Annotated in this window: 13 protein-coding genes and 2 pseudogenes; 9 read left to right on the top strand and 6 right to left on the bottom strand. The window is 55.3% G+C overall.

Features of this window, described 5'->3' with window-relative positions:
* Positions 1-123 precede the first annotated feature (123 nt).
* From V6582_RS01010 to V6582_RS00990, 5 genes and pseudogenes are all read right to left on the bottom strand, one after another.
* The gene (locus V6582_RS01010; RefSeq protein ID WP_156632036.1) at positions 124-1,524 is read right to left on the bottom strand and encodes an ABC transporter ATP-binding protein; all 1,401 of its coding nucleotides are present in this window, start codon (positions 1,522-1,524) and stop codon (positions 124-126) included.
* Complete coding sequence (locus V6582_RS01005) at positions 1,521-2,339, bottom strand: ABC transporter permease (protein WP_156632035.1); 819 nt, start codon at positions 2,337-2,339, stop codon at positions 1,521-1,523. Before V6582_RS01005 ends, V6582_RS01010 begins: the two co-directional genes overlap by 4 nt.
* Positions 2,336-3,269: pseudogene (locus tag V6582_RS01000) on the bottom strand (ABC transporter permease). Before V6582_RS01000 ends, V6582_RS01005 begins: the two are co-directional and overlap by 4 nt.
* On the bottom strand, positions 3,266-4,792 hold the full coding sequence (locus V6582_RS00995) for an ABC transporter substrate-binding protein (RefSeq protein ID WP_156632034.1): 1,527 nt from the start codon (positions 4,790-4,792) through the stop codon (positions 3,266-3,268). The pseudogene V6582_RS01000 and the gene V6582_RS00995 overlap by 4 nt, the downstream one beginning before the upstream one ends.
* Positions 4,793-4,917: 125 nt before the next feature.
* Positions 4,918-5,204, bottom strand: a pseudogene (locus tag V6582_RS00990) (IS6 family transposase); the annotation flags it as partial.
* 197 nt (positions 5,205-5,401) lie between these two features.
* On the opposite strand from V6582_RS00990, the gene V6582_RS00985 reads away from it, so the two are divergent.
* The 9 genes from V6582_RS00985 to V6582_RS00945 all read left to right on the top strand — a co-directional run bounded on the left by V6582_RS00985 (position 5,402) and on the right by V6582_RS00945 (position 15,118).
* Entirely contained in the window at positions 5,402-5,863 is a 462-nt protein-coding gene (locus V6582_RS00985; RefSeq protein WP_156632032.1) for a ParB N-terminal domain-containing protein, read from the top strand.
* A 218-nt stretch (positions 5,864-6,081) separates the two neighbouring features.
* Entirely contained in the window at positions 6,082-7,077 is a 996-nt protein-coding gene (locus tag V6582_RS00980) for an ornithine cyclodeaminase (RefSeq protein ID WP_156632031.1), read from the top strand.
* Complete coding sequence (locus tag V6582_RS00975; RefSeq protein ID WP_197434391.1) at positions 7,068-8,423, top strand: alanine racemase; 1,356 nt, start codon at positions 7,068-7,070, stop codon at positions 8,421-8,423. Before V6582_RS00980 ends, V6582_RS00975 begins: the two co-directional genes overlap by 10 nt.
* Positions 8,420-9,487 carry a PLP-dependent cysteine synthase family protein gene (locus V6582_RS00970; RefSeq protein WP_156632030.1) on the top strand — a complete coding sequence of 356 codons (1,068 nt, stop codon included), beginning with the start codon at positions 8,420-8,422 and terminating at the stop codon, positions 9,485-9,487. Before V6582_RS00975 ends, V6582_RS00970 begins: the two co-directional genes overlap by 4 nt.
* A 7-nt stretch (positions 9,488-9,494) precedes the next feature.
* The gene (locus V6582_RS00965; RefSeq protein WP_349508865.1) at positions 9,495-10,913 is read left to right on the top strand and encodes an MATE family efflux transporter; all 1,419 of its coding nucleotides are present in this window, start codon (positions 9,495-9,497) and stop codon (positions 10,911-10,913) included.
* 436 nt (positions 10,914-11,349) lie between these two features.
* Complete coding sequence (locus tag V6582_RS00960; protein ID WP_337739270.1) at positions 11,350-12,249, top strand: ABC transporter substrate-binding protein; 900 nt, start codon at positions 11,350-11,352, stop codon at positions 12,247-12,249.
* 8 nt (positions 12,250-12,257) lie between these two features.
* Positions 12,258-13,271 (top strand): FecCD family ABC transporter permease, encoded by a 1,014-nt coding sequence (locus V6582_RS00955; RefSeq protein WP_337739269.1) that lies wholly within the window; start codon positions 12,258-12,260, stop codon positions 13,269-13,271.
* Position 13,272: 1 nt separating this feature from the next.
* Entirely contained in the window at positions 13,273-14,310 is a 1,038-nt protein-coding gene (locus V6582_RS00950; protein ID WP_156632027.1) for a FecCD family ABC transporter permease, read from the top strand.
* Positions 14,311-14,317: 7 nt separating this feature from the next.
* Positions 14,318-15,118: an ABC transporter ATP-binding protein gene (locus V6582_RS00945; RefSeq protein WP_156632026.1), complete on the top strand. Its 801-nt coding sequence runs from the start codon at positions 14,318-14,320 to the stop codon at positions 15,116-15,118.
* 324 nt (positions 15,119-15,442) lie between these two features.
* Here V6582_RS00945 and V6582_RS00935 read toward each other — a convergent pair whose 3' ends face one another.
* Positions 15,443-16,606, bottom strand: a complete 1,164-nt coding sequence (locus V6582_RS00935) for an NAD(P)-dependent alcohol dehydrogenase (protein ID WP_156632025.1) — start codon at positions 16,604-16,606, stop codon at positions 15,443-15,445.
* Positions 16,607-16,650: the final 44 nt, after the last annotated feature.

Raw genomic sequence — 16,650 nt, 5'->3', positions numbered from 1 at the left:
TCATGTCTGGGTGCCGCCCGCTTGGTAAGGTGATGTCGTCGATGTATGCGCTTGTTCGTCCAGCCCGAGAAGTTCAATCCAAAACCGGGTCAGCTCTGCGTGGGCACCAGCAGGTCAAGGCGCTCACGACGAAATCGTCAGGCTCCGGTCGCAGGCATGTCCTATGAGGGCGGCATCGTGGCTGACGATCAGTACGGCGCAATTCTGTTCGCGTGCCAGTTCGCTAAGCAGTTCAATGGTTTCCTGTTGAGTGATGAGATCGAGCCTTGATGTTGGTTCGTCGGCGAAGAGGAAGACGGGATCAAGGAGCAGTGCCCGCAGTAGCGCGAAACGCTGTAATTCGCCGCCGGAGACTTCCGCTGGTCGGCGTCCGAGCAATGTCTGCGACAAGTGCAGGCGCTCCATCAGCGGCGTGATCCGTGTCGGGTCCAATCGGTGCAGGCGGATAAGATCGTCCAGATTAGTGCCTATGCGGATCTTGGCTGGAAATGCGGAGGGCGGGTCCTGGTAGATCTTCTGATAGCGCGTCCGGGCGACATCCGCCGGGCGGCTGACCGAGCCCTTGTCCGGTTGCAGCAGTCCAAGTAGAATGTCACCGAGCGTGCTCTTACCCGAACCACTGGGACCAGTGACGCCGACAATCTCACCCGCAGCTATGTCTACATCAAGCCCCTCAAACAGGCCGTTTCCACCACGGCTCTTGGCGATGGAGCGGGCGGTCAGGATGGGGTCGCCCTTCATTTCAGATCGGCTGGCATTCCTCTGCCAACGGTCCGGATCGGCTGCGATCAGGCGGCGCGTATAATCATGTACCGGGTGAGCCAAAATGGTTGCGGCCTCGCCGTGCTCGACGATGCGTCCATTGACCATGATGGCTAGGTCACCGCCCATTTGCCGTGCGAGCGCCAGATCATGCGTGATGGTGAGGACCGAGCCGCCTGCCTCGATTTCTTTCATCAACAGTGCGATGACGTCGTCGCGGCGGGAGACATCGAGCCCTTTTGTCGGTTCGTCCGCAACCACAATCCGGGCGCCCCCTGCGCGTGCTGCGGCAAAAGCCACCCGCTGCGCCATGCCACCGGACAATTCGCCCGGCAGCTTTTTCTCGGCATCGGCCACGCCGAGCGCGGCCAGGTCGATACGGGCCGCCGCGAGAGAGGCTGTCGTCGTCATGCCGCCAACAAACCTATGTCCCTCGGCAATCTGCCGGGCAGAATCCATGGTTGGGTCCAGCGCCAGCCACGGTTCTTGCGGCAGAATGCTGACCTTGCGCCCCCAGAGCGCGCGATGCCCCAAGGGGTTGGCGAGGTCAAGGGCAATGCCGTCTATTATGGCGTTGCCCTTCGCGGTCAGTCCGTCCGGCAGGATGCCCATGATGGCTTGTGCGAGCAGGCTCTTGCCCGATCCGGTTTCGCCAAGAATGGTAAAAGCGCGTCCGGCATGAAGCGTGAGGCTGACCGGCTCTACCAGGACGCCGGTTGAGGTGCAAACCGTCGCATTGGTCACATCGAGTAAAACGGTCATGGCTTGTTCTTTCCCCCGATGAGCTGCAACGCGAGAACGATCAGAAAGATCGTTGCGATTGGTTGGAGAATGGCGTGGGGGGCTTCCTCATAATAGGGAAGAAGCTCGATCATCATGGCACCGAGCTCGGGTGTTGGAGGCCGAACGCCGACGCTGACGAAACCGAGGGCGGTGATAGCCATCATGGCGGATGCTGCCCCATAGGCCCCCATAGTCAGCAGCACCGGCGCGATGTCCGGCCATAAATGCCTGCGTAGAATATAGATTGGCCCGAACCCGAGAAGCCTTGAGGCTTCGACGGCTGGTGACGCAAGCAACGGCTTTGTGAGAGCGCGGGTGATACGGAAGTATTCGACCCAAAGCACCAGAGAAATGCCGAGATAGAGCATGGCGGCGCTATCGGGGACGATCGCGGTCAGCATCAGGATCAAGAGTAGTCCGGGCAGAGCCAGAAAGGCTTCCGAGACCGCACCGATCGCCCTATCGATAAAACCGCCGCGCCAGGCGGCGGCAGCACCCAGAAGAGCGCCAGGGATCATCGCGGTCAGGACCGACAGTGCTGCCAAGCCGAGGGATAGCCGCAGCGCAGCCGAAAGGCGCGCTTGCATCGAGCGGCCAAGGTGGTCGTATCCGAACCAGTTACTCACAGTCGGCCCCTGCAGCGAGAGCCGTAATGATTGTTTCAACGGATTCTCGCCCCCGATCAACAGAGGGAGGAAGGCGAATACCAGCAGGCCTGCGAGGATCGCAAGTCCCGCCAGCCGGCGTGGCGGCCAACGCGCCTCAGTTGGCGCTGTATAATCGAGAGCCGTCATGTCGTGCGTCTCCGAGGATCGATGATGTGACACATGAGGTCGATGCCCGCGTTGAGGATCACGAAGAACAGACCCATGATAAGAGCTGTGCCCTGGATCATCGGCAGGTCCCGTCCAAAAATGGCATGGACCAGCGCATGTCCAATCCCCGGCCAAGCGAACAGCGTCTCGACCACGACCACGCCTTCAACGAGGTAGACGAACTGGACGCCGAGATAGGTGACGATCGGCACAGCGACGTTGCGCAAACCGTGATGACGAAAGACCTGCCATTCTGAAAGGCCCTTGGTGCGTCCAAACGCATAATAGGCGGATTGGGAGACGGAGAGCATGGCGTCTCTGGCGACGCGATTGGAGACCGCCGCAAGACCGAGCGCCAGCGTAAGGGCTGGCAGGACAAGGTGGCCGCCGTGCTCGTGCCCAGCGGTCGGCAACAGATTGAGGGTGAGACCGAAGACGATAATCAGGATCAGACCAACGACGAATTGCGGCAGTGCCCGCAGCGCGGTCGACAGTAACATCAATGCACGATCGAGCAGACCGCCGGGTCGCAGACCCGCCAGAACGCCAAGCGGCGGGCCGATGAAGCGATAGCAGAATGGCGACAAGCGCCAATTCAAGCGTATGGCCTAACTGGGCACGGATGGCTTGCGCCACCGGCTCACCGGTCACCAGAGATGTGCCGAGATCGAAACGCAGCAGGTCCAGCAACCATTGCCCGAGAGCGGCAAGCGATGGTTGGCCGATGTTCAACTCCGCTGCAACTTTGGCCGCCGCGGCGCTATCGACGATGTCGTAGCCGTAGCGGCCAGCCGCGATCCGGTAGACAAGGTCTCCGGGCAGCGACCTAGCCATGACGAACGTCAGGATACCAACCATGAGCGCCACCAGAGCTGCCTGGATGAGACGGCTGACGATAGTGCCGATCATTTTGCCCACCGCATATTCTGGAGGCCAAAACTCCGCTCAAAGGGGTCGATGGCAGCCCCCTCCAGCTTTGGAGATACTGCAATCGTCTGCTGATACCAGGCAATCGGAATCACTGGCAAATCGTTTTGAATGGCAGCGACGGCTCTATGACGCAAGGTTTCGGCTGCTGCCGGTTCCGTGGCACGGGTCAGCTCGTCAAGGGCCTTGTTGAAATCCGTATTGGCCCAGTTCATGGCACCCCAATCGCCGCCCTTGGGGCCATAGTCAGAAAGCATCGTGCCAATGGGATCGGGAACCAGGGCGAAGTTGCGCGCCATCAGCGCCAGTTCCAGCGTGCCGTCCTGATGCTTGGCTGGGATTTCGCTGGAATTGGCCGAATTGATCGTCAATGCGACGCCGATTTCCTTGAACTGGTCCTGAAGGACGGCGGCAATCAGCGGTAACTCGGGGCGATCCGGATAGGTGGTCAGCGTCAGGGCGAAGCGCTTTTCGTCCTTCTGAAGAATGCCATCTGATCCGGCCTTCCAACCGAGTTCGGCAAGAAGGGACTTTGCCTTGTCTGGATCATAGGTGAGGGGGGCAAGCGACTTGTCGTACCAGATTCCGACGCTCGGTGGGAAAAGCTGGGTTGCTGCGGCCGGATAGCGCAGGATGGCCACCGCCAGCCCTTCACGGTCGATGGCAAGGCTCAGCGCCTCGCGCGCCTTGACGTCTTCAAGTGAGGCCAGACCAGCATTCACCTTCAACAATACGCTGCGCGGGATCGAGGTCGAGAGCAGCTTGACCTTGTCGCTCTTGGCCAGACGTGTGCGGCTGGCCGGATCGAGGTTGAAGACATAGTCCGCATCGCCGCTTTCAGCCATCAAAGCGCGGGTTTCTCCGCGGCTTACCGTGAGATAGGTCGCTTTCTCAATGGCGGGCTTGCGGCCCCAATAGCCATCAAACCGTTCGACGGCGAGACTTTGCGGTGCCTCGATACCTGTCAGCTTGAAGGGGCCGGTGCCGATAATTGCCTTGACGCTGTTGCCCTCATAGGCAGACGGCGCAAGTATCTGTGCGCGACTTTCAGCAAGGAAGGCCAGAATTGGGGCAAAAGGCCGCGTCAGCGTAACGACAACGGTGCCTTGCCCGTCGGCGGTTATGGACTCAATCGGCGCTTTGCTCAGAAGGCCGGGTTTGCCCCGCGCAATGTTCAGCGCTCTGGCGACATCTTCCGCAGCAAGCGCCGATCCGTCATGAAAGGTGATACCCGGCTGGAGACTGAAACGCACCGACGCGCCGTCAGGCGAGGCGACCCAGCTTTTTGCGAGCGCCGGTGCCGGGTTGCCGTCCTTGTCGGATTCCACCAGTGTTTCGACAATGCCCATACGCAGGAAGATATCGCCCGACTTGGCTGGATCCAACCCGGTGATCTCGAAGGGAGCGACGACGTCCACGATCATGTCGTTCGCGCCGGCAAACGCCGAGCCGGAAAAGAGCAGCAGTACAGATGCTGCGAGCATGGATATGGATGTCTTGAGCATGGGCATCTCCCTTATGTTATATCGTTACGCTATTAGCCATACTCGTTTTCGTTGTCGAGACCTTGATGGATATTCAATTGTCCAGTTCTGCGATTGCAATGGCTGGCTGTGGAAAACTTGCGGAGTGATGCTGCTTCCCATGCATCGAACGCTTCGAGCCGATGGTAGCGGATTGTGTGCGCGGCGCGGCGGGACGGAACTGAAAAGCAATTGCGGCTGGCGGAATGCATGGAACGGCAGGTTTCTATTCCCAGCCCTATTGTTGAAGCCCTTGTGGTGGCAGTGGTCGAGGCTGGATGACAGGTCAGCCTTTGCTGCGCCGTTTATTGGTTGTGATCCGCTTTGGGATAAAGCCATAGCGCTTCATCAACGCCATCAGCAGGCGCTTGGCCGAGCTTTTATCACGCCGCTTTCCAAAAGCGGTCATAGGCGGAAAATTCCAGTTCTAAGCGGTCCAATTTATTGGGAAGCGCTACTTTTGCGTGTAAATTAAAAGATGATAAAAGCAATCATGTTTTTAATTGACAACACCTATAATCGCGCTAAGGTCAGGGCATAAAAAAAATTTATACAAAAGTCTCGTCAATACAAACGTCTAGGGAGACGTCAATGAATACGGGCATTCCAATATATTTTCTAATAGATCCAAACAAACTTATACCGACCGAAGAGGTTGACGAAATTCATGTCGTGGGGCTCGAACGCAAGATCGTGCGGCATGGCGTTTGGACCGATCCCATCTACGTCCATAAAAATGCATTCTTTGTGATGGATGGACACCATCGCCTCACGGTTGCCAAGAGGCTTCAGCTGGAAGTTATACCGGTCTCATTCAGGGACTATGACACTGTTGAGGTCAGCGCTTGGCGGCCAGGTGAGATCATTACACCACACAGCATTTTCGAAATGGCGCGCACCGGCAATAAATTCCCTGTCAAGACAACACGACATATTTTCAATGGACCTAAGCCTGAGTGTGCGGTTCCACTTGACGATCTCAAGTATCCCCGTAGCAAAAGCTGGGCACCAGCACCTTTTGATGGTGCGGGATTTATTATGACGTCGCAATAGACGTTACCTCATCACATAAGTCTTTACTGCATAATTTGTTAAACAGGACTCTGTTTAAAGAAAAACTATGCGGAACTTTTAGAGTGTTACAGAGTGCTTTTTGCGTTTTGTAAAGCGCTCCTCCTATGGTCAATCCTCAAGAAATACACGGGTCCTGTTTCAGGAATCCCTTGCGCTTTCGCATGCCCAAAAACCATTTTCGCCATAAAGGACAGTTCATGACTAAGTCATACCTGCATACACCTGCGTTGCATATTTTGAGTCGCACAGACATATCGGATATTGAGTTACCGCCGGCCGAGGTCATCAGGTTGGTCGAAGATGCCTATCGATATTACGCGAATGGTGCCTCTCGTTGCCCAACGAAATTGATGATGCCTCTTCCAAAGGAGGAGCGCGATGCCGTATCCTATTCCATGCTGGGATATGATGGCGCTCTGGAACAACTGGGTTTCAAGACATCCTATCGTCAAGGCAATGATAGTGCAGAAAAATATTATACGACGATCAGCCTTTATGATGACACAACCGGCTTGCCCTTTGCGCTTATGGATTGCCAGCGGATTGGTGGCTCACGCACGCCGGCTACGACAGCCATCATTGCAAAATATTGCGCCAAGGAAAACCCGCAGTCCGTTTTGATGGTTGGAACCGGCGCGCAGGGCGTCAATACACTGGCCTATCTGTTGACGGCATTGCCATCACTGAAGACGTTTCGCCTCTACGGCACGCACCCGGATGGGTTGGCGCTGAGCCTCTCGACATTCGCCAAATACTTTCCTGATCGCACCATTGAATTGGTGGATGATGTGCCCGAGGCTGTTTCTCAATCGGACATCGTTGTGGCCGCCTCGGGGCGTGCAGCGCATCCGAAGATCCAGACCAATTGGCTCCCCGCTGGAGGGTTGTTGATTTCAGTTGCGAGCAAAGGTGTCGAGGCCGGTGCCCTGCACCAAGCCGATTACGCTATTGCCACAAACGAAGGCCAGATGGGCGTGACCGGCAAAAGGCTGGCAGGTGAAGGGCAAGTTGCCAGCATTGACGCCGAACTCCCGGAGATCGTTGCGGGTCGAAAGCCTGGACGTCGCTCACAGACTGACCGGGTTTTTGCTTTCAGCAGTGGCATGATCATTACGGATATTCCCGTTGCGCATGCTTTTGCAATGCGTGCGATTTCGGCGGGCCGGGGTACGAGGGTCGAGCTATGGAAATAGCACCCAATACGATACGGGCTGCACCCAATACGATGCGGGCCATTGAGCGGCCTTGGGCGATCGACATCAAGCGTGATGTCAAAATTCTGGATCAGATTGCACACGTCGCCAACGGCCCATTTCACCTCGTTCATCCGCAGAGTTTTGCCGATAACTTGCTGGCGTTTCAGGCAGCTTTGCGCCATCGAAACGTTAACGGGCATGTGTTTTATGGCAAAAAGGCCAATAAGGCGGCGGCATGGCTCCGCGAAGTGGCCAAGCATAATGGTTCGGTCGATGTCGCAAGTGTGCCTGAATTTCACCATGCACTTGCCAATGGCATCCGTGGTGAAAACATCGGGGTAACAGGGGCCGCCAAAAGCGATGAGCTTCTATGGTTGTCAGCCCGACACCGGGCAATTGTTGCGATTGATGCATTGGACGAACTTGAACGGGCGATCATGATCGCATCTGAAACAGGATCATTGCGGATTTTGTTGCGCATCTTGCCGCCCAAGGCACCAAACAGCCGCTTTGGTCTCAATCCAAACGATCTTGCTACAGCTTTGCAGCGCTGCGCCGAAAACCGGCACTCTATTATTATGGACGGATTCTCGTTCCATCTTGACGGGTACGCCGTTGCACCACGAGCAGAGCTGGCATCTGCGTTGATTGAGCGGTGCAGAGAGGCAAGAGAGCGCGGATTTCCCTGCAATGCGATCTCGATTGGCGGAGGCTTTGCCTGCCGTTACGTTGATGAAGAAGATTGGCTCGCGTTTAACGCCAATCTCAACCCCAGCCACTTTCATGCAGGCAAGAGCTTCAGCCAGTTTTATCCGAATTATCAAACTCCCACGGGTGCAGATATGCTGGATGCTATCCTGCAATCACCGACAGGAAATGCGACCCTGTCGGCACAGCTCAGCGCCGCCAAGATACAGCTCTATCTCGAGCCGGGAAGGGCGCTGCTGGATGGCGCGGGCATGACGGTGTTCCCGGTCCAGGGGTTTAAGCAGAATGATGACCACGGCATTGTCACCGTTGCCGGACTGAGCATGAGCCTGTCCGAGCAATGGAAGAACAGTGAATTTCTGCCCACGCCCTCTCTCATTCAGCGCGGGGCAGCGCGTGCGCAAATACCAGTTCGGGCTGCCATTGGTGGCTCAAGTTGCATGGAATATGACGTTTTGACCTGGCGAAAAATCTTTTTCCCCGCAACGCCACGTCATGGCGACCTGATTGTCTATCCCAATACTGCCGGCTATCAGATGGACAAAAATGAGAGCGAGTTTCACCAGCTTCCGCTCCCTCCAAAAATTATTGTGTCTCAACAAGGTGAACATTTCACCTGGAGGATAGATCAATGAATATTCTCAATCGTCACTCTTTTGATTGCGTCAAGGCGAAAGCCTCAGAGTTGATTGGCGATACGCCAATGCTCGAACTTGCGAAAACGGGCACGGGAAGCCGACTTTTGCTGAAATTGGAACAGTTCAATCCGACAGGATCGTGCAAAGTGCGCATGGCGCGCGCGATGATCCTCGCCGCCGAACGTGAAGGCAAGCTTAAGCCCGGCGGGCATATCGTGGAGCCAACATCGGGCAATACCGGCACAGGGCTCGCGCTCGTGGCCCTTGAGCGAGGTTATCGGTTTACTGCGGTTGTTGATCATCATGCGTCACGCGACAAGTTGCGCGCCATGAAAGCGATGGGAGCCGATCTGATTTTTGTTGAAGGCAATGGTGAAGGCCCCAGCACGGTGCAGCGCCGACGCATGGCCGAAGAGATCGTGGCCGCAACCGGAGCCTTCTGGCCTGATCAGCACTATAATCCCAATAATAATTTGGGCTACATTGGGCTTGCGGAAGAACTGCTGCGGGACGTCGATGCCGACATTGATTATCTCGTGGGTGCCGTTGGCACGGGTGGAACCCTGTGCGGTACAGTCAAAGCGCTGCGTATGCTTGGCTCCAACGTCACCAGCATAGGTGTTGAACCCACGGGATCGATTATTTTTGGTGGCCCCGCCGGAAAATACTGGCAGACGGGGGCCGGTGCTCCGGGCGGATTTACCGTTGGTCCGAATGTGGATCATGCCTTCATTGATGAAGGCCTGACGGTTGATGACGTTGATGCCTTTAGTGCTGCGCGTGTGATTGCCCGCCGCACAGGATTGCTGATCGGTGGCACCGCAGGTGCGGCAATTCATGTTGCCATGAAACGATTGGCGCTTATTGAGCCCAATAGCACAATGGTTGTTCTCGTCTGTGACGCGGGCGAGAAATACCTTGATAGTATTTATGACGATGATTGGCTGATTGAGCGCCATCTTTTGGATGGAGCAAAGCACATGGGTGTTCATGGGCTTTTCGATGCCTATCAAGAGTCCATGCGTTTGGTGAGCGCTCCGGCGTTCTCAATGGGAGTATAGGAACGTCATGGCTTTTGAATTTCGCCAATACCGCGCTATTTTATCCCTCGCTGCCCCCATTGTCGGCATTCAATTTGCACAGGTCGCCCTGACCAGCACTGATCTGTTTATGATGGCCTTTTTGGGCGTGCAGGCTGTTGCCGCAGGCGGGCTTGCGATATTGCTTTACAATCAGTTCCGCACCATGTGCGTTGGTATGGTCACAGGTGTTGGCAACATGATTGCAGCTTCGGTGGGCCAAAGCGAAAAGCGCACTGGCACATCATTGATAGATGATATCGCGCGTAACGATGTGCGCGATATTCTGAGGGCGGCGATGCTGCTGGCTACCCTTGTTGCTCTTGGTGCTGGCGCGCTTTTGGTTTTGATTGCTTGCTCCCTGAGCTATTTGGGGCAAAGCCCTGCCGTCGTTGCTCTTGCTCAACCCATTATGATAGCCTTGGCACCGGGTTTGGTTCCGATGTTGTGGCTGAATGTTCTGCGGCAATTTGCTGTCGGAATGCGCAGGGCAGGGTCTCTTCTGGTTGTCACAATCGCATCCATCATCATCAATGCCGCGCTCAATGCCCTGTTTATTTTCGGCTGGTTTGGAATGCCGAATTTAGGATTGGCAGGCATAGGTCTGTCCACCACAATCGTGCAATTTTGGACGTTCTTCGTTTACTTCAGGACGGTCAAACGCGATGAAAAGCTCAATGATCTGCTTGTGCTGGACGGCTGGCACGCTCAAACCGCCACCGTTAAAAAGATTGTAAAAATGGGTACTCCGATCTCGCTGACCTATGGATCGGAAGCTGCCATTACCTCGTTTGCCACCGTTCTGATGGGAACGTTTGGCCCGGTTGCGCTGGCGGCATCCAACATCGTCAATCAGCTTGCCTATATTGTCTATCAGTTGAACATTGGCCTCTCACAGGGATCGTCCATTCTTGTGAGCAGAACCGCTGGTAAAGGCCGTTTGGATGAGGTTGGTGCGATTGCGCGACGAACGTTTACGATCAGTTTTGGGACCATGAGCGTCATTGCTTTGGTTTATGTTCTGGCACCGCAATCTGTGCTGCATCCTTTTCTTGCCGAGCCCATAGATCCTGCCCTGGCTTCGCTCGCAGCAACATTACTTTGGTTTGCGATCGCCCATCAGTTCTTCAAGGGTTCTCAGAACATTTGCATCGGCCTGTTGCGCGGATTGGGCAACACGAAATCGGGCCTGATCAGCACGTTGATTGGCTATTGGCTGATCGGTATTCCCGCCATGTTCGTCAGCGGATTTTGGCTTGGTTGGGGCAGTCTCGGGATATGGTTTGGGCTGTGCCTTGGCTTTGCCACGACAAGTATCCAGCTGTGGTGGCGTTTTATCACTGATTTGCGGTTGGCACACACAAGGAGCGGCCTTGTTGTGCCGAAAGCGACGGTTGCTGCCGGTTAGAGCCTGTCAGGTTCAGATCGAACCCAGACAGTCTCTAGAACATCGTACAGAAAACCGGAATCGGAATGATGTTATAAGTCATTGTTTTCGTTTGTATGTCTTGGAAATTGGTGCCCACTTTTCCCTGGCAAACTCTCATGGCTTTGAGGAAACGCAAGGTCGCGCAAATCAATTGGGCGATCGCAGGTAAAACATGATTGTAATGTTCATGATTCATTGTTAGGGATTTTCCCAACAACACCTCGTCGAAAACCTGGGTCTTTTTTTATGCTTCGGTACTGGGTGCCGTCTTGAATACGGCGCAAGCCGCAATCGAGACGATCACACCATCTTTTTTATCAATTCGCTTGAATTTGGAGAGTCTATTATGAAAGTCAAAGGCTTGCGCCTTAGCCCAGTGATGGGTTTGCTTGTGGCATTGGCATCCAGCTCTGCCATGGCCGATGAGGCCGCTAAGATTACAATCAAGGATGATCGCGGCGTGTCTGTTGACGTTAAGGTCAATCCACAGCGCGTCGCTGCCGTTTCCTATGTTGGTGTGGATGTGGCGCTTGCGCTTGGTATCAAACCTGTCGCAACGACCTATATGATGCCTGATCGGAACCCGGATTATTTGCTGGGTCTGACGAAAGGCATGGTTCAAATCGGGCAGCGGGCAAAGCCAAACCTTGAGATTTTGTCTGAGACAAAGCCTGACGTTATCGTTGCCATGCGCCGCTATACGGTTGGCAATGCTGCGCAATATGAAAAGATCGCTCCCTATATCGCCTATAATATGGAGCTTTTAAGCCAAAGTTATCAAGAGGTTGCCGATCTTTCAAAACTCCTGGGCAAGCCGCAGGACGGTGAAAAGCTCAACGCAGATTTTAAGCGTGACATGACAGATTATGCCGCGAAGGCCCCCAAGGGGGTTCATCCACGTTTTCAGATTATGTGGGGCGGTGATACGCCATTTTCATTCCACACAGAAAATACAGCGGCTTCGATTGTCGCAGCGCTGGGCGGCGATAACATCGTCGGGCCAACCCAGAAAGACGGCAAGTTTGGCATGGAGGTCAGCCTCGAAACCATGCTGGAAAAAGACCCTCAGGTCATCTTCGTGTATGACAGTGGGCCAGATCGCCCACAGGAAAACAATCCAATCTGGAAAATGCTGTCCGCCGTCAAAAACAATCGAGTCTATTACGTTGGTGATGAGTGGGTCGAAACCAATGGTCCGATTGCTCGACAGCTGGTGCTGCGTGAGGCCGCTCACTTCCTTTATCCCGATACATTCCCTGTTGTTGATGTGAAGGCGGAAGCGTCAAAGCTGATCCCTGCCAGCGTACAGAAGTAACATCTGTCGTGAAGGCAGCAAGTTCACACGGCAACCTGCACCTGTTGGCGCTGACGACCCTGTTTCTGGTCGCCAGCGCACTGGTGATTGTTGCTGGCTTGATGCTGGGCACATTGCCAATTCGGCCTGAGGCGCTTTTGCATGTGCTCTTCGCACCTGATGGCAAGCTTGACTCCATTCTTGTCTGGACGTTGCGCCTGCCGCGCAGTCTTGCGGCTTTTGCAGCAGGGGTTGGACTGGGTGTGGCGGGCTATCTGCTGCAAACGCTAACACGCAATCCATTGGCTGGACCGGGGTTAACGGGTGTCACGTCTGGGGCCATCGCGCCAATCGTGGTGTGTTTCGTTTTCTTGCCCTGGCTTTCCTCGGTCTATTATCCGTTGATTGGAATGCTCGGCGGAATATCGGCAGCGCTTGTGACGTTCTGGATTGCGCGTGGCGGCGTGGGGCGTTCGTTGCATCTGGCTCTGGGTGGCATCAGTATTTCCATTTTTCTCAGCGCCATCACCACATGGGTTATCCTGTCGAGCGGGCCGCAGGTGCCATCGCTATTGTTTTGGCTCTCTGGCGGTTTTCAGGGGCGGTCATGGCCGCAGCTTGTCTTCATGCTTCCCTGGGTTGGCATTGGTGTGGTCGGTGCGTTGGCCTGCCATCGCGTTCTTGCCATGCTGGCTTTGAGCGAACAGGCGGCCGCAGGCATGGGTTTGCATTTACGGTTTTGGAAACCTCTGCTGCTGCTTATAGCGGTTATCCCGGTGGCGGGCGTCGTGCCTGTGGCTGGGCCTGTGGCCTTTGTTGGTGTGGCGTCGCCCCATATCGCTCGACTGCTCAAAGCCAAGGGGCCAGTCTGGAACATTATTTTAACCGCCGTTATTGGTGGCTTTATGGTCGTATCCGGTGATGTGATTGCACGCAGTATTGCGCCGCCGCGCGAACTTCCGGTGAGCATCATCACCGCGCTGCTTGGCGGGCCGCTCTTCATCTATCTGGTGCAACGCCGCCAAATCGCGGTCGGAGGCTAGGATGGACACGGCTGTTCCTGCTCGAAATACCGAAGTCCCCATTTGGATCTGGGTGGTTGCCTTTGTCCTGATGGTGCTGACACCGATTGTGGCTGTTTTGCTTGGCGTGGTCGATATACCGCCCGCCGATGTCCTTGCGGTTTTCACGGGCGGTGGCTCTCACGAGGCGCGGTCGATTATCTGGGATATCCGTTTTCCGCGCATTCTCATCGGAATGCTGGCCGGTATTCATTTGGCGCTGGCGGGGCTGTTGTTGCAAAACATCACCCGCAATCCTCTTGCGGATCCCTCCATTATGGGCGTTTCCCAGGGTGCCACGCTGGCGGTCAGTTTATTTTTGTTCTTGTCCGTGTACATCCGCTACACGGGCACAACAGTGTTGCCTGAGCTGCCTTTGGGGTGGTTACCCACTGTCGGTACGCTGGGAGGGATGCTCGCCGGCGGCTTGATCTATCTTTTGGCCTTTCGCTACGATCTCGGCCCGTTGCGGATCACGCTGTGCGGCATTGCCGTTGGTGCCGTGTTGCAGGCGCTGGCCATCGGCCTTATTGCCGGTTGGGGCTCCAACAGGCTTGAAGTTCTGCTCGACTGGTTGTCAGGCAGCCTCTATGCGCGCAGCTGGGAGCACGTGAAATTCCTCTTTCCCTACACGGTGGTTGGGCTGCTCGCGCTGCCGTTTTTGCGACGTTCTCTTGATTTGCTGCGGTTTGATGCGCCTGTCGCACGCTCCTTTGGCCTGTCCTACCGCCTTCAATTCTCTTTGGCCTTGCTCCTGTCCTGTTTGCTGGCGTCAAGCGCTGTCGCAACGGTTGGCCCAATTGTTTTTGTTGGTCTGGTGGTGCCGCATCTTGCCCGTAAATTCGCAGGCAAAAGGGCAGCATTGGTCATGCCCATGACCATCGCCTGTGGTGCTATTGTTGTTACACTGGGAGACCTGATCGGCAGGCTTCTTGGACAGGCAGAGGAAATTCCGATTGGCGTTATCACTGCCATTTTCGGGGTTCCCGTGCTGATTATTCTGATCCGAAAAACACCGTGAGGAACCCATGTTGCTGTCCTGTTCGGGGCTGTCCGTCCATTATGCCCGGCGCAAAGCACTCAACCGTCTGACCCTCTCCATCAAGCCAGGGGAGATCCGGGCGCTGATCGGCCCGAATGGCTCTGGCAAAAGCACAGCGCTTCAGGCATTGGCCGGACTGATTGTGCCACAGGAGGGCAGTGCGGCCATTGATGGCACACCTGTGAATACAATGCCAAGGCGGCAATTGGCCAAAAAACTGGCGTTTTTGCCCCAGCAACCAACCGCGCCTGACGAAATGACAGTCGCACAATTGGTTCGGCAAGGGCGCTTTGCCCATGTTGGCCTGCTCAGAAGCTATAGCCAACGGGATGAGGATGCCATCCATTGGGCGTTGGACAGCACAGGCCTGAGCGATCTCGCGGACAGAAGCCTCAAAGAACTGTCCGGCGGCGAGCGCCAGAGAGCATGGATATCAGCTGCAATTGCGCAGGAAGCCCAAATTCTGCTGTTGGACGAGCCCACTTCATTTCTCGATATTGGCTATCAAATCGAGATCTTGAATCTCGTTCATCAACTGAGCCGAGAGCGGGGCGTGAGCATTGTTATGGCAATCCACGATCTCAATCAGGCCATGTCGATCTGCGACCAGATCTCATTGCTGAGCAAAGGCGAACTGATGTTTGACGGCGCGCCGCGCGCGCTGGCCGAAAGCGGCTTGATTGAAGAGGTGTTTCGCGTCAAAGGGCGGTTTGTCGAAATCGCCCATGACGCACCACCGCATTTTGACGTTGAATTGGCGCACCGACACGCCAATCATGCATTTTAGCACAGCGCCGTGCGTTTTATAAAACGCACTGGGGATGCTGTAACACTTTAAATCTGTGTCTTTCCTCCGCTGGTGATGGCAACCTCATCAAGATGCCAGATATCTCCAAGCTTGCCAGCAGCTCGCTTCTGGAGATCATTGGCAAAGTGTCTGACGAATTTCTCAGCCCAGAGCCACGCGGTTTGATGAGAGATGATGACGCGCTGCCTGCCAGAACGGGCTGCGCAGTCACCACAAAATCGGACATAATGAGCAGTAAGTGAAGCTTCCCACAGACGCTGAATGTGAAAAATGTATATGGGATCGATGCAACACGTCCCACTTTTACATCAATGTCCACAGCGCTGTGAAAGAATATCCGGAACCCGGCATGCGCAAGATTGCCTTCAGTGTCACACCGCTTTCACTATCCTTGACCGCCTGATTGATGTCGGCAAGAGGGTAGAACTTGACCAATTTATCAAAGGGGAAGCGTCCTTGACGGTGTAGCTCTACCAGTTGCGGAATAAAGATCTGTGGCACACTGTCACCTTCCACAATGCCCCGAATGCTGCGACCCTTGAGCAGCAGGTTGTTGACATCAAACTCAGCCTTGGTGCCAAGCTTCGGCGCGCCGACCACACCAATCATACCCAGCAAGCCAAGTGTCTCGATGCCTTGGGCCAGAACCTCGGGACGGCCTGTGGATTCCAGCGCGAAATTCACACCTGAGCCGGTTATTTCGGTGATGGCTTCGACAATATCCTGTTCACGGCTGTTGACCACATGGGTCGCGCCAAGCGTCTTGGCCAGCTCAAGCCGTGAAGGCACAACGTCAACCGCGATAATGGTGGTGGCACCGACAATGCGCGCCGCCATAATGGCGCTGAGGCCCACCGCACCGGCACCAAAGCTGACAAAGCTTGATCCCGCTGTCACCTTCAGCGCGTTCATCACCGCACCGGCACCCGTCTGGATGCCGCAACCAAGAGGGCCGAGAATATCAAGCTGGGCATCTTTCGACACTTTGACCGTATTGTTTTCCTCTGCAAGGGCATAGGTTGCGAAAGAAGACTGTGCGAAAAAGTGATCGTGCAATGGTTTTCCATCAGCATCGCGAATGGCCGTCTCGCCATTACCATCCGAACCGCCAAAATTGCGACCGTAAAAATGGGTGCAATAAGCACCCTGGCCTTCGGCACAACTGTCGCAATGACCACAGGCACCATAGGTCAGCACCACATGGTCACCGGGCTGGATATTTTTAACGTTCGGCCCGACTTTCTCGACGATTCCAGACCCTTCATGGCCAAGCACGGCAGGCAGCGGCACGGGATAATATTGATCGCGCACGATGAGATCGGTATGGCAAAGCCCGGTTGCAACAACGCGCACCAGCACTTCACTGCCTTTTGGATCGCGAATATCACCTTTTTCAATGGTAAATGCAGCACCTTTGGCGCGCGTCACAGCGGCGGTGATTTCGGTGCATTGAATTCTCTGATTCATAAGATTTCCTCCTCCTCAAGCATTTCCAAACGACATCATTTTCT

Origin of the sequence: Agrobacterium vitis, assembly GCF_037039395.1 — a bacterium.
Taxonomy (GTDB): Bacteria; Pseudomonadota; Alphaproteobacteria; order Rhizobiales; family Rhizobiaceae; genus Allorhizobium; species Allorhizobium vitis_E.
The sequence above is the reverse complement of the archived record's forward strand: the minus strand, read 5'-3'. Positions and strand labels throughout refer to the sequence as shown.